The sequence below is a fragment of the Azospirillum sp. UENF 112521 genome, from assembly GCF_058780665.1.
Map to the genome: position 1 here is coordinate 39,622 of NZ_JBSNCI010000002.1, position 20,423 is coordinate 60,044.

The 20,423-nt window shown below is 69.9% G+C and carries 18 protein-coding genes; 10 read left to right on the top strand and 8 right to left on the bottom strand.

What is annotated here, in order from left to right:
• Window positions 1-60: 60 nt before the first annotated feature.
• On the bottom strand, window positions 61-1,884 hold the full coding sequence (locus tag ACWPN8_RS02350) for a phosphoenolpyruvate carboxykinase (GTP) (protein WP_109095992.1): 1,824 nt from the start codon (window positions 1,882-1,884) through the stop codon (window positions 61-63).
• 497 nt (window positions 1,885-2,381) lie between these two features.
• Complete coding sequence (locus tag ACWPN8_RS02355) at window positions 2,382-3,326, bottom strand: HugZ family pyridoxamine 5'-phosphate oxidase (RefSeq protein ID WP_109095991.1); 945 nt, start codon at window positions 3,324-3,326, stop codon at window positions 2,382-2,384.
• Between the two features lie 261 nt (window positions 3,327-3,587).
• On the opposite strand from ACWPN8_RS02355, the gene ACWPN8_RS02360 reads away from it, so the two are divergent.
• From ACWPN8_RS02360 to ptsP, 8 genes are all read left to right on the top strand, one after another.
• Entirely contained in the window at window positions 3,588-4,283 is a 696-nt protein-coding gene (locus ACWPN8_RS02360; RefSeq protein ID WP_109052301.1) for a response regulator transcription factor, read from the top strand.
• Complete coding sequence (locus ACWPN8_RS02365) at window positions 4,255-6,009, top strand: stimulus-sensing domain-containing protein (RefSeq protein WP_492239793.1); 1,755 nt, start codon at window positions 4,255-4,257, stop codon at window positions 6,007-6,009. Before ACWPN8_RS02360 ends, ACWPN8_RS02365 begins: the two co-directional genes overlap by 29 nt.
• A 224-nt stretch (window positions 6,010-6,233) precedes the next feature.
• Window positions 6,234-6,644 carry a hypothetical protein gene (locus ACWPN8_RS02370; RefSeq protein WP_247872783.1) on the top strand — a complete coding sequence of 137 codons (411 nt, stop codon included), beginning with the start codon at window positions 6,234-6,236 and terminating at the stop codon, window positions 6,642-6,644.
• 141 nt (window positions 6,645-6,785) lie between these two features.
• Complete coding sequence (locus ACWPN8_RS02375; protein ID WP_109095988.1) at window positions 6,786-7,244, top strand: HPr kinase/phosphorylase; 459 nt, start codon at window positions 6,786-6,788, stop codon at window positions 7,242-7,244.
• On the top strand, window positions 7,241-8,278 hold the full coding sequence (gene rapZ / locus ACWPN8_RS02380; protein ID WP_492239794.1) for an RNase adapter RapZ: 1,038 nt from the start codon (window positions 7,241-7,243) through the stop codon (window positions 8,276-8,278). The genes ACWPN8_RS02375 and rapZ overlap by 4 nt, the downstream gene beginning before the upstream one ends.
• Before the next feature lie 122 nt (window positions 8,279-8,400).
• Window positions 8,401-8,799 carry a PTS sugar transporter subunit IIA gene (locus tag ACWPN8_RS02385; protein WP_042690507.1) on the top strand — a complete coding sequence of 133 codons (399 nt, stop codon included), beginning with the start codon at window positions 8,401-8,403 and terminating at the stop codon, window positions 8,797-8,799.
• A 9-nt stretch (window positions 8,800-8,808) separates the two neighbouring features.
• Window positions 8,809-9,111 carry an HPr family phosphocarrier protein gene (locus tag ACWPN8_RS02390; RefSeq protein ID WP_109095987.1) on the top strand — a complete coding sequence of 101 codons (303 nt, stop codon included), beginning with the start codon at window positions 8,809-8,811 and terminating at the stop codon, window positions 9,109-9,111.
• The gene (ptsP, locus tag ACWPN8_RS02395) at window positions 9,101-10,972 is read left to right on the top strand and encodes a phosphoenolpyruvate--protein phosphotransferase (protein ID WP_492239795.1); all 1,872 of its coding nucleotides are present in this window, start codon (window positions 9,101-9,103) and stop codon (window positions 10,970-10,972) included. The genes ACWPN8_RS02390 and ptsP overlap by 11 nt, the downstream gene beginning before the upstream one ends.
• 48 nt (window positions 10,973-11,020) lie before the next feature.
• Here the strand turns inward: ptsP and ACWPN8_RS02400 are convergent, their stop codons facing one another.
• Together ACWPN8_RS02400 and ACWPN8_RS02405 are read right to left on the bottom strand one after the other, a co-directional pair.
• The gene (locus ACWPN8_RS02400) at window positions 11,021-11,881 is read right to left on the bottom strand and encodes a c-type cytochrome (protein WP_492239796.1); all 861 of its coding nucleotides are present in this window, start codon (window positions 11,879-11,881) and stop codon (window positions 11,021-11,023) included.
• Window positions 11,878-12,750, bottom strand: a complete 873-nt coding sequence (locus ACWPN8_RS02405) for a thermonuclease family protein (RefSeq protein WP_492239797.1) — start codon at window positions 12,748-12,750, stop codon at window positions 11,878-11,880. Before ACWPN8_RS02405 ends, ACWPN8_RS02400 begins: the two co-directional genes overlap by 4 nt.
• Window positions 12,751-12,802: 52 nt before the next feature.
• Between ACWPN8_RS02405 and ACWPN8_RS02410 the strand changes: the two genes are divergently transcribed.
• Together ACWPN8_RS02410 and ACWPN8_RS02415 are read left to right on the top strand one after the other, a co-directional pair.
• Entirely contained in the window at window positions 12,803-14,293 is a 1,491-nt protein-coding gene (locus tag ACWPN8_RS02410) for a M48 family metalloprotease (RefSeq protein WP_492239798.1), read from the top strand.
• A gap of 179 nt (window positions 14,294-14,472) precedes the next feature.
• Window positions 14,473-16,485, top strand: coding sequence for an adenylate/guanylate cyclase domain-containing protein (locus ACWPN8_RS02415; protein ID WP_492239799.1), 2,013 nt, complete (start codon window positions 14,473-14,475; stop codon window positions 16,483-16,485).
• Between the two features lie 65 nt (window positions 16,486-16,550).
• Here ACWPN8_RS02415 and cobT read toward each other — a convergent pair whose 3' ends face one another.
• From cobT to cobS, 4 genes are read right to left on the bottom strand one after another with little or no spacing between them, the layout of a single operon-like run.
• Window positions 16,551-18,422 (bottom strand): cobaltochelatase subunit CobT, encoded by a 1,872-nt coding sequence (cobT, locus tag ACWPN8_RS02420; protein ID WP_492239800.1) that lies wholly within the window; start codon window positions 18,420-18,422, stop codon window positions 16,551-16,553.
• A gap of 4 nt (window positions 18,423-18,426) precedes the next feature.
• Window positions 18,427-18,825: a type II toxin-antitoxin system VapC family toxin gene (locus ACWPN8_RS02425; protein WP_492239801.1), complete on the bottom strand. Its 399-nt coding sequence runs from the start codon at window positions 18,823-18,825 to the stop codon at window positions 18,427-18,429.
• Window positions 18,822-19,370 carry a ribbon-helix-helix domain-containing protein gene (locus tag ACWPN8_RS02430; protein ID WP_492239802.1) on the bottom strand — a complete coding sequence of 183 codons (549 nt, stop codon included), beginning with the start codon at window positions 19,368-19,370 and terminating at the stop codon, window positions 18,822-18,824. Before ACWPN8_RS02430 ends, ACWPN8_RS02425 begins: the two co-directional genes overlap by 4 nt.
• A 45-nt stretch (window positions 19,371-19,415) precedes the next feature.
• Window positions 19,416-20,420 (bottom strand): cobaltochelatase subunit CobS, encoded by a 1,005-nt coding sequence (cobS, locus tag ACWPN8_RS02435; protein ID WP_109095981.1) that lies wholly within the window; start codon window positions 20,418-20,420, stop codon window positions 19,416-19,418.
• Window positions 20,421-20,423: the final 3 nt, after the last annotated feature.

The following is a 20,423-nucleotide window of genomic DNA, read 5'->3' on the forward strand; positions in this document are numbered from 1 at the left end:
TTGCGGCAGCCCCTATCCTTACTTGACCGATGGGCCTTACCTGCGACCCGCTCTGGACGGTCAGCCGATGCGCCAGACGTCCGGGCTGTTCTCCAGCCGCTTCAGGACGTTGACGCGCTGCTGCTCGATCTCCTCGGGCAGGCGGTCGCCGAAGCGGTTGAACAGCTCTTCCTGGTCCTTCGCCTCGGCCTCGGCCTCCTTGCGGTCGATGTCCATGATCTTGGCGAACTTGTCGGCCGGGAAGGTCAGGCCGGACCAGTTCAGATCCTGGTAGCGCGGGGAATAGCCGAAGGGCGATTCCGCCACGTCGGTGGCGCGGCCGCGGACGCGGTCGACGATCCACTTCAGCACGCGCATGTTGTCGCCGAAGCCCGGCCAGACGAACTTGCCGTTCTCGTCCTTGCGGAACCAGTTGACGCGGTAGATGCGCGGCAGGCTTTCGACCTTGCCTTCCATCGACAGCCAGTGGTTCCAGTAGTCGGCCATGTTGTAGCCGCAGAAGGGCAGCATGGCGAACGGGTCGCGGCGGATGGCGGCCTGGCCGACGGCGGCGGCGGTGGCCTCCGAACCCATGGTCGCCGCCCAATAGACGCCTTCGCGCCAGTTGTAGGCCTCGAACACCAGCGGGAAGGTCTTCGACAGCCGGCCGCCGAAGATGAAGGCGCTGATCGGAACGCCGGCCGGATCCTCCCAGGCCGGGTCGATCGACGGGCACTGCGCCGCCGGGGCGGTGAAGCGGCTGTTCGGGTGGGCGGCCGGACGGCCGGAACCCGGCGTCCAGTCCTTGCCCTGCCAGTCGATCAGGTGCGCCGGCGCCTCGTCGGTCAGGCCTTCCCACCAGACGTCGCCGTCGTCGGTCAGCGCGACGTTGGTGAAGATGACGTTGTGGTCCAGCGTCTTTAGCGCGTTCGGGTTCGACTTCACGCTGGTGCCGGGGGCGACGCCGAAGAAGCCGGCCTCCGGGTTGATGGCGCGCAGCGTGCCGTCGGGCTGCGGCTTGATCCAGGCGATGTCGTCGCCGATGGTGCGGACCTTCCAGCCCTCGAACTCCTTCGGCGGGACCAGCATGGCGAAGTTGGTCTTGCCGCAGGCCGACGGGAAGGCGGCGCCGACATAGGTCTTCTCGCCGGCCGGGCTTTCCACGCCGAGGATCAGCATGTGCTCGGCCAGCCAGCCCTGCTCGCGGCCCATGGCGGACGCGATGCGCAGCGCAAAGCACTTCTTGCCCAAGAGCGCGTTGCCGCCATAGCCGGAGCCGTAGGAGACGATGCGGTGCTCGTCGGGGAAATGGACGATGTACTTGTTGTCGGCGTTGCAGGGCCAGGCCACGTCCGGCTGGCCGGGCTCCAGCGGGGCGCCGATCGAATGCAGGCAGGGAACGAAGTCGCCGTCGCCCAGGATGTCCAGCACTTTCTGGCCCATGCGGGTCATCATCCGCATGTTGACCGCCACATAGGGGCTGTCGGAGATCTGCACGCCGATGTGCGAGATGTCGGAGCCCAGCGGGCCCATGCTGAACGGCACCACATACATCGTGCGGCCGCGCATGCAGCCCTCGAACAGGCCGTCCAGCTTGGCCTTCATCTCGGCCGGGTCCATCCAGTTGTTGGTCGGACCGGCTTCCTCGCGCGTCTTCGAGCAGATGTAGGTGCTGTCCTCGACACGGGCGACGTCGCCCGGATCGGAGCGGCAGAGGAAGGAGTTCTGGCGCTTGGCCTCGTTCAGGCGGATGAAGGTGCCGGCCTCGACCATCTCGTTGCAGAGGCGGTCATATTCCTCCTGCGAACCGTCGCACCAGTGAACGCGCTCCGGCTTGCATTTCAGGGCGATCTCCTCGACCCAGGCCAGGAGCTTCTTGTTCCGCGTCCGTGTGTTACCAGTCATATCGTCCCTCTCGAAGGCTGGGCCGGTACCGCCGCGCCGGGCATGCCCCTTGTCCGGGGCTCCCGCGGCCGGTCCGGCCGTTCTTTCGTCCGTTGTCGTGTCAGATGGATGGCATCGGCCGCATCAGCGGCGTGCCGGTCCGAACAGGCGGCCGGGCTGCGAACCCGCCGCGAGGCGCGGCACCGGCAGGGTGCGGCGACGATACGGGGCAAAAGGCGGTCCTGAGGCGACAGGTCTGGGGGCCAATGGCCCGGACGGGAAACGGGTCGATCCGTTATGGTCCACTGAAGTGTTCTCCTGGTTGCGCGTGCCCGCGCGTCGCGTTCTTGTTTTTGGTGCGGCGCCCGGTGGTGTCGAAGCGACCTCTCGGCTGGTCGTTTATGCTTGCGGTTGGCAGGCTGACGGTTGGCTTCCCGCCTCTCTCATTTTTTTGCTTCTCTGACCGTTCTTTTTGTTCTTTTTGACCTGTTTCTTGCTTTTGTCCGGCTGCGGAGATGTCAGGCGCCTCCGCCGCTGTCAGGTGGGGTTCCAGCCGTTGGTGTCCCGGATGTCGATCCTCCGGGTTGTCCCGACCCGTCCGGCGGCCGGACCAGCGTGTCCAGCATCAGTTTAGCCGATTCGGGGTCATGGATTCTCTGCTCAAAATCGACGCGGGCGACGTACCCCCCGCGTCGCAGGTCGCATCCCTCCGGGTCGATCCCGGTCACGCTCCAGCCGTCCGTCCCATCGTCTGAGGCGGGCGCCAGCCGGGGGCCGTACCCCTCGCCGTTCAGACGGTCGAGCAGCGCCGCCTCATCCGCCGCCAAGGCAGGGGCAGGGGCGGGAAGGTCCAGCTCCGCGGCGGACAGCCAGTGGATGCGGCCGAAGCCGGCGACCAGATGGGCGCGCTCCACCGCCACGCGGTAGATCGCGAAGTCGCCGAAACCGGCATAGAGGGCGGCGTCGGGATGGCGGCGCAGGTAGCGCGCGCGGTGGTCCGGATCGTCCGACCGTTCCGCCCGGCCCTGGACCGACAGGCGCGCGCCGGTCAGCGGCTGCGCCAGCCCGGCGGTGCCGTCGAACAGCAGCCCGACCCGGCCGTCGGCCAGCAGGTTGCGCGTGTGGTCGGCGAGCGTGGAAAGAAGCAGCAGCGGGCTGCCGTCATGGTCGAACGCCACCAGCACCAGCGAGGGGTAGGGCCAACCGGCGGCATCCGCCATCGCCCCGGCACCCTCGTCGGCCGGGGTCGGCCGCTGCACGGTTGCCAGCGCGGCGCGGTCGCAGGCGCGCATCAGGCGCCGGGCACGCAAGGCCGGAGCCATGGTCGCCGGACCCTGGGTCGCCGGAGCCGGGTTGGCTTGAGCCGTGCCAGGCCGGTCGGAACCCGGCGGCGTCGCGCCCCCCTGGCCGTCCGCAGTGGCGCCGGCCGGAGAGGACGCGGAAAGGGCGTTCGAAAAACTCATTCCAAAACGAGCGCGTTCTCCCGCGCGGCACCGTTGTTCGGCGCCGCATTGCCGCCATATTGGCCCATACAAATGCTGCGGGAAAAGAGAAAACTGCCGCTGGTACCTGGACTCTGGCATAAAGTATTGGAATGACCACTCGTCCTATGCCTGATGTTTCCGCTAACATTACCGGGTTCCGGCAGTTCGACCGCGCCAACCTGTTCCCGACTGTCCGCTTCCCACTGTCCCTGCCCCGCTTCGATAGGATCAGTTACGACCATGGCCCACACCGTCGCCCTGGTGGATGACGACCGCAACATCCTGGCCTCGGTCTCCATCGCCCTGGAGGCCGAGGGCTTCGACGTGCGCACCTACACCGACGGCGCCGAGGCGCTGCGCGGATTGAGCCAGCGCCCGCCCGACCTCGCCGTGCTCGACATCAAGATGCCGCGCATGGACGGCATGGAGTTGCTGCAACGCCTGCGCCAGACCAGCCAGATGCCCGTCATCTTCCTGACCAGCAAGGACGACGAGCTGGACGAGCTGATGGGCCTGCGCATGGGCGCGGACGACTACATCAAGAAGCCCTTCTCGCAGCGCCTGCTGATCGAGCGCATCCGGGCGCTGCTGCGGCGCGAGGCCCTGCGCGGCGAGAGCCCGGAGGTCGATCCCGGCCAGATCATCACCCGCGGCCCGCTGCTGCTGGACGGCGCCCGCCATGCCTGCAGCTGGAAGGGCCAGCCGATCGACCTGACCGTGACCGAGTTCCTGCTGGTGCGTGCGCTGGCCCAGCGGCCGGGCCATGTGAAGAACCGCGACCAGCTGATGGACGCGGCCTATGGCGAGCATGTCTATGTCGACGACCGCACCATCGACAGCCACATCAAGCGGCTGCGCAAGAAGTTCAAGGCGGTCGACGCCGACTTCTCCCAGATCGAAACGCTCTATGGCGTCGGCTACCGGTACAAGGAATAACGCGGTGTCCACGCTCGGCAGGGCTGGGGGCGGAACCGGGGGCGGGAAGCGGCGGAGGCTGGGCGGCGTCTCGCCGCTGACCCTGCGCATCCTTGCGGTGAACGTGCTGGCGCTGCTGGTGCTGCTGGCGGGTCTGCTCTATCTCGGCCGCTACCAGGACAGGCTGATCCAGGCGGAGACCGAGGCGCTGGCGACGGAGGCGCGCATCTTCGCCTCCGCGCTTGGCGAAGGGGCGGTGAACCGCATCCTGACCGCCCCCTCCCCCACCGGCGACGAGAGCGGCGAGCGCTTCGAGCTGGCGCCCGAACTGGCGCGGCCGATGATCCGCCGGCTGGCAGAGGCGACCTCGACCCGCACCCGCCTCTTCGACATCGACGGGAACATGCTGTCCGACAGCCGGGTGCTGGTGGGATCGCAGGGCCGCATCGAAATCCGCGAGCTGCCGACCCCGCCGTCCGGCGATCCGGTCAGCCGGGCGATCAACGACCTCTACACCCGCCTGATCGACGTGGTGCCCAGCCGTGAAGGGCTGCCGGTCTACCGCGAGAAGCCGGGCCAGCCCAATCCGGACGTGGAGCGGGCGCTGGCCGGCGAGGCGGCGGCCACCGTCTGGCGCGTCGACGGCGCCGGCGGCGACCCGGAACTGCTGCTGACCGTGGCGGTTCCGGTCCAGCGCTACCGCGAGGTGCTGGGGGCGGTGCTGCTGACCCGCGGCGGCGGCGAGATCGACCGGGCCATCCGCTCCGTCCGCTTCGACATCCTGCGGGTGTTCGGCGTGGCGCTGCTGGTGACCATCGCGCTGTCCTTCTATCTGGCCGGCACCATCGCCCGGCCGATCCGCCGGCTGGCCCAGGCCGCCGACCGGCTGCGCACCAGCCATGGGCGCCATGCCGAAATCCCCGACCTCACCCGCCGCGGCGACGAGATCGGCGAGCTGTCCGGCGTGCTGCGCGAGATGACCGACGCGCTGTGGACGCGGATGGACGCCATCGAGCGCTTCGCCGCCGACGTCGCCCACGAGATCAAGAATCCGCTGACCTCGCTGCGCAGCGCCGTGGAGACGGCGGAGCGCGTCAGCGACCCGCGCCACCGCGACCGGCTGATGGCGATCATCGCCGACGATGTGCAGCGGCTGGACCGACTGATCAGCGACATCTCCAACGCGTCGCGCCTGGATGCCGAACTGTCGCGGGCAGAGCCGGAGCCGGTGGACATCGGACTGCTGCTGACCATGCTGGCGGAGCTGCGCCAGACGGTTGCCGCAACCATGGACGAGCGGGTGGCGGCCGGAGATGGCGATGGCGGGAATGGCGGGGCGCGGCCGCCGCGCCTCGTGCTCGACCTGCCGGCCGGCGAGCGGCTGGTGGTGCCGGGGCTGGAAGGGCGCCTGACCCAGGTGTTCCAGAACCTGATCGACAACGCCCTGTCCTTTTCGCCGCCCGGCGGCACGGTGCGGCTGACCGCAAGGCGCAGCGGCCGCAGCGTCAAGGTGGTCGTGTCGGACCAGGGGCCGGGCATTCCCGACGGCAAGGAGGAGGCGATCTTCGACCGCTTCTACACCGAACGTCCGGCGGGCGAGAAGTTCGGAACCCACTCCGGTCTCGGCCTATCGATTGCCAAGCAGATAGTCAGTGCGCACAATGGTTCTGTATTTGCGAAAAATCGTCATGTATCGGACGGGACCATCGAGGGCGCCGACTTCGTGGTGACTCTGCCTTTGCTGTGAGAAACTCTGCGGAATTCCAGGCTTCCTTCCCACTCTCGGCTAGACAAGCCCTGTCCAAGCATCGATCATGGTCTTGGTCGTTCTCGCTTGTCGGCTGCCGGGTCGGACGGACCATGCCGGTCCGGTTGTGTGCCTGCACCATACGGCAACGGGAAGGTGGCCATACCCCGGGACAAAGATGTGGGGTTGCCATGCTTGAGTGCGTTCCGCCCGAATCCTCCTCCGTGCATACCCTGTCCGCGGCCGGCCGCCGTTCCGCAGTCGTGGGTGCCGCCGCGGGCGCCGTCCCGGGTGCTGCGCCGGGCGACGTCGTCGACCTGCGCCGCTACCGTCTGGCCCGCCTGATCCGGGATGCCGGCCGGCAGCAGGGCGAACTGGCAAGGATGATGCGGCAATCCGCGCGGGAACGGACCCAGCTCGCCGAAGCGCTCCAGGGCGCGCAGCGCCACCTCGCCAGCATCGCCGACAACTACAAGGTCCTGCTGGTTCGGCTGAAGCGGGAGAAGGATTTCCGCGACGCCTGCCAGGAGGCGGCGGAACTGGAGGATCTGGACGAGATGATCCGCCGCCGCGACGCCCTCGCCCTGGAGCTGGAGGCGATCCGCCGCACTCCCCGCGGCGCCGCCGGCGCCTGAGGTCGGCACAGTCCTTATCCATGCCGAAAGAACGGTTGGAAGCGGATGGGGGATCCCGGACAGGTTTCCCCGCCTGACCTTGCGGGACACCGTTCCGTTCCCATTGACAGAACCGGCGCCACGTCTCACCTTCGCCAGACTATGGTGACGATTCACGGCACCTGCGTCTTGCTCTCCGGCATCGGCGTGCTGCTGCGTGGGGAGTCCGGACGGGGAAAATCGGATTTGGCCTTGCGACTGATCGATGGCGGAGCCTTGCTGGTCGCGGATGACCGGGTGGCGCTGCATTGCGATTCCGGCCGCCTGACCGCCTCTCCCCCGCCCGCCCTGGCCGGGCTGCTGGAGGTGCGGGGCGTCGGCATTCTTCCCGTTCCGTCGGCCGGGCCGTCCCCCGTCGGCCTCGTCGTCGATCTGCTCGAGCGTGACGAGGTGGAGCGGCTGCCGGAGGCGGAGACCGACACGCTGCTGGGCGTCGCCCTGCCCCGCCTCGGCCTGCACGCCTTCGATGCCTCCACCCCCGCGAAGATCCGCCTTGCCGCCGCCAGCCTGTGCGGCGGACGGCTGGACCGGGTGCCCGCCAGCCTTTCGGCCCCATCATGAAACCTCCCGACACCCTGATGTCCGACGCGCCGGCCGACCCCGCCGCCCCTGCCGCCCGCGGGCGCATCGTCCTGGTCACCGGCATGTCGGGGGCCGGCATGTCGGTGGCGCTGAAGGCGCTGGAGGATCTGGGCTACGAGGCGGTGGACAATCTGCGCCTGTCGCTGGTGCCGGCCCTGATCCGGCAGGCCGATCCGAAGCGCCGGCCGCTGGCCCTGGTGATCGACAGCCGAACCCGCGACTTTTCCGCGCAGAACTTCCTCGACGAGCTTGAGGAGCTGCGGCGCGACGGCGATCTCGACGTCAGTCTGGTCTTCCTGGACTGCGGCGACGAGGTGCTGCAGCGCCGCTTCACCGAGACGCGCCGCCGCCATCCGCTGGCGGAGGACCGCACGGTGCCCGACGGCATCCAGCGCGAACGCGCCCTGCTGTTCCCGCTGAAGGAGGAAGCCGACGTCACCATCGACACGACGCAACTGTCCATTCACGATTTGCGGCGCATCCTGTCCGGGCATTTCCGGCGTGACGCCCAGGCAGCCTTGCAGGTGTTCGTGACCTCCTTCTCCTTCCGCCAGGGTCTGCCGCGCGAAGCCGATCTGGTCTTCGACGTGCGGTTCCTGACCAACCCGCATTACGACCCGGAGCTTCGGCCGCTGACCGGCCTGAACCCGGCCGTCGCCGCGCGGGTGGAGAGCGATCCAGATTTCCCCGCCTTCTTCGGCAACCTGACGGAGCTGCTGCGCCCGCTGCTGCCGCGCTACAACCAGGAAGGCAAGAGCTATTTGACCATCGCCATCGGCTGCACCGGCGGCAAGCACCGGTCGGTCTTCATCGCCGAACGGCTGGCGGCCTGGCTGAAGGACCAGGGGCTGCGGGTCAATCTCAGCCACCGCGAACTGGAACGGCTGGGCTTGCGGACCGCCGGGGCCGGCCCGGCCAACAATCAGCCGGCCGGTGGCCAGCAAGCCGGCGGCCAGCAGGCCAACCATCAGGCCAACCATCAGGCCAACCATCAGGCCAACCATCAGGGATGATGCAAATTGCGCCTTGACGACCATGCGTCCAACCAACGATCCAGATGCGATGAGCGCTGCCGCCCCGCGGCGGCGGCCCTCGCGCAGGTCTCCGGGGAGGACCCAACCTTGAAGGATGTCCCATGATCGGTATGGTTCTTGTCACCCACGGGCGGCTGGCCGAGGAATTCATCGCCGCACTGTTCCACGTGGTGGGCGAACAGCAGCAGGTGCGCGCCGTGTGCATCGGCCCGGACGACGACATGGAACAGCGCCGCCAGGACATCCTGAACTCGGTGGCGGAGGTCGACGACGGGTCGGGCGTCGTGGTGCTGACCGACATGTTCGGCGGCACGCCGTCCAACCTCGCCATCTCCATCATGGACAAGGCGAAGGTCGAGGTGATCGCCGGCGTCAACCTGCCGATGCTGATCAAGCTCGCCAGCGTGCGCAAGACCGAGCCGCTGGACAAATCGGTGATCGCCGCCCGCGACGCCGGGCAGAAATACATCAACGTCGCCTCCACCCTCCTGTCGGACTGACCGCCCGCGATGAGCCACCCCGACGACACGGCATCCGCCGACGGCGAAATCCGCCGCACCGCCACCATCACCAACCAGCGTGGCCTGCACGCGCGCGCCTCGGCCAAGTTCGTCAAGCTGGTCGCCACCTTCGATGCCGAGATCTCGGTGCGCCGCGGCGAGTCCGTGGTGTCCGGCGAGTCGATCATGGGGCTGATGATGCTGGCCGCCGGTCCCGGCACCAGTGTGGAGCTGCGCGCCAGCGGCGCTGAGGCCGATGCCGCGATGGACGCCCTCCTGGACCTGATCAACCGCAAGTTCGATGAAGAATGACCTGCCCCCCGCCGGCCAGACCGGCGGCCCAACTGGCGGCCAAGTATCCGGCCCCGACCGCGGCGGTTCCGGCGGCACCCCGTCGCCCGAGCCGGTGAGCGCTTCGGCCAGCGCTGCGGCGCGCGCCCTGCGCGGCCTGGGCGTGTCGCCCGGCATCGCCATCGGCCCGGCCCATGTGGTGGAAAGCGGCGCCGTCGCCATTCCCGAATACGCCGTCGAACCGCAAGCGGTCGAGGCGGAGGTCGCCCGATTCAACGAGGCGGCGACCAAGGCGCGCCGACAGATCAAGAAGCTGAAGAGCAAGGCGCTCGTCCTGCCCGACTCGGCGTCGGAGGAGATCGGCTTCCTGCTCGACGCCCACCTGTCGATGGTCACCAACTCGCGCCTGACCCGCGGGGTGGAGCATCGCATCAAGCAGGACCGGATCAACGCCGAGGCCGCCATCCAGGCGGAGATCGCCACCATCGCCGCGACCTTCGCCGGCATGGACGACGCCTATCTCGCCGGCCGCATCGACGACATCCGCGAGGTCGGGCGGCGGCTGACCCGCAACCTGATGAAGCAGGAATACCGGGCCTTCAGCAGCCTGCCCCCCGGCAGCATCATCCTTGCGGAGGAGCTGACCCCCGCCGACACCGCCCTGCTCGACCCCACCGTCGTCGGCGGCTTCGCCACGGTGCTGGGCGGGGCGGAAGGGCACACCGCCATCCTCGCCCGCTCGCTCGGCCTGCCGGCGGTGCTGGGTGCCCCCGGCCTGCTGGCCGGCGTGCGCAACGGCGTGACGGTGGTCGTCGACGGCCTGCAGGGCCGCGTGCTGATCGACCCGCCGGCCGATGTGCTGGCCGATTACAGCGAGCGGCGCGCCGCCCGCGAACGCGAACGCCAGGGGCTGAAGAGCCTGCGCAAGCTGCCCGCCGTCACCCGCGACGGCACCGCCATCACGCTGATGGCGAACCTGGAGCTGCCGCGCGATCTCGACCACGCGCTGGAGCATGGCGCCCAGGGCATCGGCCTGCTGCGGACCGAGTTCATGTTCATGAACCGCGACCATCTGCCCGACGAGGATGAGCAGTACGCCGTGCTGCGCACCATGATCGAGGGGATGGGCGGCCGCACCGTCACCGCCCGCACCATGGATCTGGGTGGCGAGAAGCTGGCCGGCTGGATGGCCGGGCGCTATGGCGAGCCGGCCAACCCGGCGCTGGGCCTGCGGGCCATTCGCCTCGGCCTGCGCGAGCCGAAGCTGCTGGAGACGCAGCTCGCCGCCATGCTGCGGGCCGGCGTCCACGGACCGCTGCGCATCCTGCTGCCGATGATCGCTTCGGTCACCGAGGTGCAGAAGGTGCGCGAGATGATGGGGCAGGTCGCCCGCCGGCTGCGCCGCCGCGGCGTCGCCATCGCCGACCCGCTGCCGCCGGTGGGCGTGATGGTGGAGGTGCCGGGGGCGGCGCTGGCCGCCGACGCGCTGGCCTATGCCGCCGACTTCTTCTCCATCGGCACCAACGACCTGACCCAGTACACGCTGGCCATCGACCGCGCCGACGAACAGGTCGCCACCCTCTACGACCCGCTGCATCCGGCCGTGCTGCGGCTGATCCAGTTCACGGTGGAGGCCGCCCTGCGCGCCCGCATCCCGGTGTCGGTCTGCGGCGAGATCGCCGGCGACCCGCGCTATACGGCGTTGCTGCTGGGGCTGGGCGTGCGCGAGCTGTCGATGGCGCCGCTGGCGGTGCCGGCGGTGAAGAAGCGCATCCGCTCGCTCGACCTTGTGGAGGCGGGCCGCCGCGCCCGCGTCATCATGGACCAGAGCGACAGCGGCCGCATCGCCACGCTGCTGGACGATTTCAACGCGACCCTATGACGCCCCGCCGGATGTGTCGCCGGTGGGATGGGGGCGAAAGCCCCCCTCTCACGGCGCCTTCCGCCCCGCCATATGGCCGAGATAGGCGACGACCCGGTCCAGATCGGCATCGCTCAGCATTGTGGTGTCGAAACCCGGCATCTGCTGGCCGGGCCATGTCCGGACGGATCGCGGATCGCGGATCAGCGTCTTCAGCCCGGCGGGCGTGAGGTATTGGGTCGGGTTCATCGGCCGGTTCAGGTCCGGCCCCATCGTGGCGCTGCCGGCGCCGTTCAGGGTGTGGCAGGCCATGCACTGGGTGATGAACACCGCCTGTCCGGCGCGGATGGCCGAGTCGGCGGGCAGGCCCTGCTCGACCGCCAGCTGCGGCCAGCGGCGCAGCGGATCGTCGGAGGCGACGATGCGGGCCAGCTGATAGGGCCATTGTTCGCTGCGCACCCCCGACGCCTCCGGCCGCACCCACACCAGATAGAAGGGGCCGGCGGAGACCTCCTTTCCCGGCAGGTTGGGCCAGGGCCGGTCGGCCGGCTCCACCGCCAGGAAGGCGACGGCGCCGTCGGGACCGCTGCGCAGGCACAGCTCCGGCGGCAGCTGCGCGGTGAAGCCGTCCGACGCCACCCCCTCCAGCACCGTGCCGGGCGGAAAATCTACGGTACCCAGCAGGCTGGCGAGCGGCACGGCGCGGTAGCTCATCGGCCGGCCATAGGAGATGTCGGCCGGGATGTCGACGGTCACCGCGTCGGGCCGCGCCAGCAGGGTGTCGCGGTCGAACACCCGCTCGGCCCCGGCGACGGCGACGGTCAGCGCCGGCCCGCCGGCCAGTGCCGGATGCAGCGGTAGGGCGACGAGCAGCAAAGACAGGGCGGCAAACAGGCGTCCAGCCACAGGCCCAAGCGACGGCTTCCTCATTCCGGATCCTCCTCCCCTTCGTCGTCATCCCATGGGTCGTCATCGTCGGCGCCGGCACGCTGCGGGGCGGCGGCGGCCGGCTCCCGCTCCAGCCGCTCGATCTGGTCGGGATGGGTGATCTCGATCATGGGGCCATTGCGCAGCGTGATCCAGCCCCGCACGCGCACCCGGCGGCCTTCGTAGGACAGCGGGTCGATGCCGGCGCGGGTGACCTCGCGCATCGCGGCGCGGCCGATATGGACGGTGACGTCGCTGCGCCAGTCGGTGCCGAAATCGAGCCAGCTCTCGCCGCCGCCCTTGGACACCGCCAGCACCAGCCCTTCCACCAGCTGGAAGCTGTCGCGGTCGCGGGAAAGCCCGTCGGCGTCGGCGGCGTCGCGCACGGCATAGACCCGGCTGCGCCACAGCCCGCGCCCGGCGTTGCGCGCGGCCTCCTCGCCGGCCAGCAGCTCCGCCGCATAGGCGCGGGCGTCGGGCCGGGTGTGGACGCGCGCCAGCCCGCGGACCAGCAGCGCCGATTGCAGCCACAGCCCGTCTTCCCGCACCAGATGGGCGAGCAGCCGGCCATGGCGGTCGGTCGGCGCCGGCCCATGCAGCCTGACGCGGCGGCCCAGCGACAGATCGGCCAGCGCCGCGGTCGCCGCCTCGGCCAGCGGCCAGACCCGCCCGTCGGCGGGATCGGCGTTCCGCGGCGGCTTTGCCGCGTCGATCCCGGCCAGACGGACCCGGCGGCCGTCCTCCAACTCCAGCGTGTCGCCGTCCAGCACGGCGGTGACCCGGAGCCCGTCCGCCCAGGCGGCGCCGGTCACCGGCAGCCCGGCCAGCAGCAGAATCGACAAGCGCACAAGCGGAAGCGTGACACGTCGCATCGGGAAGGCCGTCCTTGCGGAACATCCGCCGCCGGGCGGGGTTTTGACCGGTATGCCGACCCATCTCCCCTTCCGCAAGCCCCTCCGCGCCGCACCCCTCCGCGCCGCACTGGCCACCCTGATGCTGGCAGCCGCCGCGCCCGCCCTTGTCGCGCCCGCGCCCGCCCGCGCCGGGCTGCTCGACAATGTCCTCTCCGGCGGCGACGAGGCGGCGCTGGGGGCGCAGGAACACCCGAAGATCCTGGCCCAGTTCGGCGGCGCGGTGAAGGATGCCAAGCTCCAGGGCTACATTGACCAGCTCGGCCGCAAGCTCGCCGCCACCACGGCGCTGGCGCGCGAGCCCTGGACCTTCACCGTGCTGGACAGCGACGTGGTCAACGCCTTCGCCCTGCCCGGCGGCTATGTCTACGTCACCCGCGGCCTGCTGGCGCTGGCGAAGGACGAGGCCGAGGTGGCCGGGGTGCTGTCGCACGAGATCGGCCACGTCACCGCCCACCACTCGGCGCAGCGCCAGACCCGACAGACCATCGCCGGGCTGCTCGCCGCCGGGGTCGGGCTGGTGTTCGGCAACGACACGCTGGCGCAGCTGGCCGGGCTGGGCGGCACCGCGATGGTCGCCAGCTATTCGCGCGAGCAGGAGCTGGAGGCCGACCAGCTCGGCGTCGAGACGCTGCGGCGGACCGGCTACGATCCCTTCGCCATGGCGACCTTCCTGGAGACGCTGCGCCGCGACAGCCAGTATGACGGCCTGCGCGCCGGCAACAAGGGCGGGGGCGGCTTCGACTTCCTCGCCAGCCATCCGGCGACCGAGGAGCGCGTCCGCCGCACCGCCGACCTCGCCCGCGCCATCCCGCCGGGCGGTGCCCGCCCGCGCGATCCTTACCTGGCGGCAGTCGACGGCATGATCTATGGCGACAGCCCGGAGAACGGCTATGTCCGCGGCCGCACCTTCGCCCACCCGCAGCTTGGCATCGCCTTCACCGTGCCGCAGGGCTATTCGTTGTTGAACGGCGCCGATCAGGTGGTCGCCAAGGGACCGAACGGCACCGCCATGGCCTTCGACGGCGGATCGGCCGCCGGCGTGTCCGACCCGGCCGGCTTCCTGACCGGCGTGTGGGGCAAGGACGCGACGCTGTCGAACCTCCAGCGTCTCACCATCGGCGGCATGGCAGCGGCGACGGCCACCACGCGCGGCGAGACCGACGGCACCAGCGCCGACATCCGGCTGGTGGCGATCCGCGCCCAGGACGGCAAGATGTACCGCTTCACCTTCCTGGCGCCCGCCGGATCGCTGGCTCGTTTCGACAGCGATTTCCAGGCGGCGGCCAACAGCTTCCACCGCATGACCGCGGAGGAGGCCGCCCGCTACCGCCCGCGCCGGGTGCAGGTGACGGCGGTGCAGCCCGGCGACAGCGTTGCCGGCTTCGTTCGCCGCATGCCGCAGGAGCCTTATGCCGAAGAATTGTTCCGAATCATCAACGACCTCCCGCCCGGCACGCCGCTGCAACCCGGCCAGCGGGTGAAGGTGATTGTCGGGCAATAGGGCGGGCAATAGTGAGCAGGGAGTAGCGGCAACCCCAAGCATGAGCATGACCGCATGAAATCCGCGTAAGGATACAGCCCCGCGGGTTGCCGCCGGCCGGATGGGCGGGTAGGCTGCCGCGCATGTCCGATACCCCGTCAGCGCGCCCCCAGATTGCTCCGCCCCTTCCGGCGACGGCCGTGAAGCCGGCCGGACAGGCGGTGGCGAAGGCGTCGGCGAAGGCTGCGGGAAAAGCCGGCCTGAAGCCCGCCGGGCGCCGGCGCCTGCGGCTGCCCATCGCCGCGGTGCTGGTGGCGGGGTTCGGCTCGCTGATGCTGGCGGCGGTCGCCAGCGTCCTGGTGCTGGGTCTGGTCAGCGCCAGCACCAACACCTTCGCCCTGCTGAACGACAAGGCCGATCTGGCGCTGGCCGGGGTGGAGGTGCGGGTCCGCCACCAGCTTGATCCCGCGCGCGAGATGGCGCGCTTCGTCGCCGGACTGATCGAGCGCGGCGACCTGCGCGCCGGCGACAACACGGCGATGATCGACACGCTGCGCGGCGCGCTGGCCGGCGCCCCGGACGTCACCGGCCTCGCCTTCATCCGCCCGGACCTGACCGGCGTCCGCGTCGGCCGGCTGAACGGCGGGCTAGCCGCCGATCCCATCGACTTGCAGGGCGACAGCGACATTCCGCCGGAGATCCTGGACGGCCCCAACCGCAGCGCCGCGACCTGGGCCGACCCGCGCTGGCTGAAGGAGGCGCAGAACAGCTTCGTCACCCTCTACCAGCCGGTGCGGCGCGACGGCCGCTATCTGGGGCAGGTGGCGGTCGGCGTGTCGCTGGGCGACCTGTCGCGCTTCCTGTCGGTGCTGTATGTGGAGCAGGGGCTGAACGCCTTCGTGCTGTATGACCAGAGCCATGTGCTGGCCCATCCGGCGCTGGTCGGCCGCAGCTTCGATTTTTCCGGCAAGCTGGACGGCCCGCCGCTGCCGCGTACCGATCAGGTCGACGACCCGGCGCTGGCGGCGCTGTGGTCCAGCGGCGTGCCCGTCCAGTCGCTGAAGAAGCGGGTGGAGGCGCGCGCCGTCCAGGTTCTCGGCAGCGACTACATCTTCCTGACCCGCAAGATGTCGGGATACGGGCAGCAGGACTGGATCATCGGCATCGGCTATCGCGACGGCGAACTGAATGTCGAGGTCCGCCGGCTCTACATCACCGGCGCCGTCGGCCTCGCCATCCTGCTGGTGTCGGTCGGGGTGGCGCTGCTGGTCGGGCGGCGGATCAGCCGGCAGGTGGCGCGGCTGGCCGAGGCCGCCGACCGCGTCCGCGCCTTCGAGTTCCGCGCCATTTCCGACCTGCCCGACTCCCGCCTGCGCGAGATGGCGCGCGCCGCCACCGCCTTCAACGCCATGGTCGCCGGCCTGCGCTGGTTCGAGACCTATGTGCCGAAGGCGCTGGTCCTGCGCCTGATGCGCCAGCGCGAGACCGAGGGCGGGCTCGACTCGGTGCAGCGCGAGGTGACGGTGATGTTCACCGACATCCGCGGCTTCTCCCGCATGGCCGAGCATATGGCCGCCGCCGACACCGCCGCCCTGCTGAACGAGCATTTCACCCTGCTTGCCGCCTGCATCGAGGCGGAGGGCGGCACGGTGGACAAGTTCATCGGCGATTCGCTGATGGCCTTCTGGGGCGCGCCCGAGGCGCAGGAGGACCATGCCGTCCGCGGGCTGCGTGCCGCACTGGCGATACACCATGCCATCCGCGCCGACAACCGCCGCCGCGTCGCCGAAGGCCGGGCGCCGATCCATGTCCGCGTCGGGCTGCACAGCGGCCCGGTGGTGGTCGGCAACATCGGCTCCGACAGCCGGATCAACTACACCATCGTCGGCGACACCGTGAACGTCGCCGCCCGGATCGAGGAGCTGTCGGCCGCCCTCCAGGGCGAGTCCGAGGTGATCGTCCTGACCAGCGGCGTCACCGCCGCCAAGGGCAAGGACGCCGTTCCGCTGGTCCGCCAGGGCGGCCGGTCGCTGCGCGGCCGGACCGGGATGACCGAACTTTGGCGCCTGGTGCTGGAGGAGGAGAAGAAGGACGCCGCGAAGGCGGCGGCAGTGGCAGCGGCGGCAGTGGCGCCGGCAGCGCCGCCCGCCGCACCCCCGCCGGTGGCGGGTGAGACTGCCAAGCCGGTGTTCGCAGGTAAGGATACGCCCTGAAGCGGGCCGGCGTTTCCAGATAAGTCATTGGAAAGACTGGAAACGCCCCTGCCCGCTTCCTTACCTCAGCGCCAGCTGCGACGGCCGCCGCGGCGGTCGTCCTCGTCGAACAGTTCGGCCAGCTTGTTCATCATCGTGCCGCCCAGCTGCTCCGCATCGACGATGGTCACGGCGCGGCGGTAATAGCGGGTCACGTCGTGGCCGATGCCGATCGCCACCAGCTCGACGGGCGAGCGGGTCTCGATCTGCTCGATGGTCTGGCGCAGGTGGCGTTCCAGATAGTTGCCGGCATTCACCGACAGGGTCGAGTCGTCGACCGGGGCACCGTCGGAGATCACCATCAGGATGCGGCGCTGTTCCGGCCGGCCGAGCAGCCGGTTGTGCGCCCATTGCAGCGCCTCGCCGTCGATGTTCTCCTTCAGGATGCCTTCGCGCAGCATCAGGCCGAGATTCTTGCGGGCGCGGCGCCACGGCATGTCGGCCGCCTTGTAGACGATGTGGCGCAGGTCGTTCAGCCGGCCGGGATGCGGCGGCTTGCCGCCGGCCACCCAGGCCTCGCGCGCCTGTCCGCCCTTCCAGGCGCGGGTGGTGAAGCCCAGCACCTCCACCTTCACCGCGCAGCGCTCCAGCGTGCGGGCGAGGATGTCGGCGCTCATCGCGGCGATGGAGATCGGCCGGCCGCGCATCGAGCCGGAATTGTCGATCAGCAGCGATACCACGGTGTCGCGGAAGTCCATCTCCTTCTCCGCCTTGAAGGAGAGCGGCAGGACCGGGTTGGCGACGACGCGGGCCAGCCGGGCGGCGTCGAGGATGCCTTCCTCCAGGTCGAAGTTCCAGGAACGCTGCTGCTTGGCCATCAGCCGCCGCTGCAGCCGGTTCGCCAGCTTGGAGATCACGCCCTGCAGGTTCTGCAACTGCTGGTCCAGCAGGTGGCGCAACCGTTCCAGCTCGGCCGGGTCGCAGAGGTCTGCGGCGTCCACCACCTCGTCATACTGGGTGGTGAAGGCCTTGTAGGCGTTGGGATCGGGCTCGTTGCGGCGGTTGAGGTCGTTGCGCCAGGGCTGGCCGGGGCCGGCGGGCTCCTCCGCCCCCTCGCCCTCGCCCATCTCCATGTCGCCTTCCTCGCCGGCGCCCTCCTCGGCGCTCTCGCCGGCCTCCGACGAGTCCTGCATCTCCGACGAGGCCATCGATTCGGCGTCGGACTGGTCCTCGTCCTGGCCGCGGGTCTGGCCGTGCTGGGGCGATTCCTCGTCCTCGGAGGACTGGGTCTGCTGGTCCTCCTCCTCCTCCTGGTCGGCTTCCTGCCCGACTTCCATGTCGAGGTCGGCCAGCAGCCGGCGGACGGCCTTGGCGTAGGCCTCCTGGTCGCCGACGTAGTTGGCCAGCCCCTTCATGTCCCGGCCCAGCCGCTCCTCGATCCAGGGGCGCCAGAGGTCGACGGCATGGGCGGCGGCGGGCGGCGGCGGCGCACCGGTCATCGCCTCGCGCGCCATCATCCGCAGCGCTTCCGACAAGGGCACCTGTCCGCGGTCGTCGAAGCGGTCGAAGCCCTGGCGGGTGTAGCGATCCTCCAGCGCCGCTTCCAGATTGTGGGCGACGCCGGCCATGTCGCGGCTGCCCAGCGCCTCGCAGCGCGCCTGCTCCATCGCGTCGTAGGCCTGGCGCGCGGCGTCGCCCAGCGGCATGCGGTGGGCATGCACCGTGGCGTCGTGATGGCGCAGCCGCAGCGCGACGGCATCGGCCGCCCCGCGCAGCTTGGCGACCTCGACCGGGTTCAGGTCGCGCGCCGGCAGCGGCACCCGCACCCGCTGGCCCGCCAGACCCGGCGGATCGGACGAAAAGCCCACCTGCACCTCCGCCCGCCGGGACATGGCGCGCACCGTGGCGGTGGTGGACCGCTTGAAGGCTTCGACGGGGGTGTCGTTCTGGGTGGTCATTTCATCAAGCCGGATGTTGGAATTCGGGCAGGCGCGCGGCCTTCCGGTCAAACGTAAGTGTGCAGGCGCAGCCGGAAACCCGGTTGCCCACGGCGATAAGCCCGTCGGCGAAACCGGCCGGGCCGGCACGGTAACGCTCCAAGGCCTCAAGCGCCACTTCGTGGTCTTCGACGATCAGGTCCACGGTGTTCAGAAGGCGGTCGAGGATCGAGCAGATCTCCGCACGCGGGCGTTTGTAGGCCCGCTCCATCACCCAGACGACCTCCGTCAGCACGATCCTGTTCACGAACAGCCGCTTGCCCTCCGCCACCGCGCGGCTGACGGCGTTGCGGGCGCGGGCGGCCTGTTCCTGGTCATCGTCGACGATCAGGCGGACGAGTGTGTTCGTGTCCAGTCCGATCATGTCCGCCGGAATCTCTCGGCGGTGGCATCCTGGATGGCCTCGTCCATGTCCTCGACCGACACCGGCGGGTGGAACCGGCCGGCGATGCCGAACAGATCCTCGATCCGGTGCTGCGGAGGGGAGGGTGTCGCAGTTGCCGCGACCCCTGGCAAGGCCAGAGGCGTGCCGGCGAACGGGTCCGCAGCGGTCGATTCCCCTCCCTCGCAGGCCCGGCGGTAGTAGCCGGTGATGTAGACCCGCAGTGCCGACGCCAGGGTCTGCGGTCCATTGTCCGGTGCCCGGTCGCCGCGGCGGGCGATGGCGGCGATCCGCTCCCGCACCAGATCGCACAGCTCCTCGACGGAGCGCCCTTCCCGCTTCGCGATGTCCGCCAGGGCATCCCACAAGAAAGGCTCCAGCGGCGGCGAGGCCGGGGAAAGCGCGAGACCGTGGTCGTCGCCGGTCACCTCGACCCGCAGGGAATCGCCGGGACCGAGCCGAAGCCGGTCACGCACGCTTTGCGGAAGCGTGAGTTTCCCGTCCGGTCCGATCCATGCGTATCCCATCGCTCTCCTCCGCCCGGTCTGCCGCCCGGTCTATCGGCCGACCTCTCACACGAGGTTCGCCTGGACCCCCGTCTCCGGCAGCTCGACGCCGAAGCAGCGCTGGTAGTATTCGGCCACCGTCGGCCGCTCCACCTCGTCGCACTTGTTGAGGAAGGTGATGCGGAAGGCGAAGGCGACGTCGCTGAAGATCTTGGCGTTCTCGGCCCAGGTGATCACCGTGCGCGGGCTCATGACGGTGGAGATGTCGCCGTTGATGAAGCCGGCGCGGGTCAGGTCGGCCAGACGCACCATCGACGCCACCGTGTCGCGGCCCTTGGCGTCGTCATAGGACGCGACCTTGGCCTGGACGATCTTCACCTCGGCGTCGACCGGCAGGTAGTTCAGCGTCGCCACGATGTTCCAGCGGTCCATCTGGCCCTGGTTGATCTGCTGGGTGCCGTGATAGAGGCCGGTGGTGTCGCCCAGCCCGACGGTGTTCGCGGTGGCGAACAGGCGGAAGGCCGGATGCGGGCGGATGACGCGGTTCTGGTCGAGCAGCGTCAGCTTGCCTTCCACCTCCAGCACGCGCTGGATCACGAACATCACGTCGGGGCGGCCGGCGTCATATTCGTCGAACACCAGGGCGCAGGCATGCTGCAGGGCCCAGGGCAGGATGCCCTCGCGGTATTCGGTGACCTGCACGCCGTCGCGGAGCACGATGGCGTCCTTGCCCATCAGGTCGATGCGGCTGATGTGGCTGTCCAGGTTGACGCGGATGCAGGGCCAGTTCAGCCGGGCCGCGACCTGCTCGATGTGGGTCGACTTGCCGGTGCCGTGATAGCCCTGGACCATGACGCGGCGGTTGTAGGCGAAGCCGGCGAGGATGGCCAGGGTCGTGTCCCGGTCGAAGCGGTAGGCGCTGTCGAGGTCGGGCACATGCTCCGAGCGCTGGCTGAAGGCCGGCACCTGCATGTCGCTGTCGATGCCGAAGACCTCACGCACCGAGACCGTCGTGTCGGGCTTGTGGTCGAACAGGGCCGAGCTGGCCTGGGTCGCTCCTTGGGAAGCCATGGG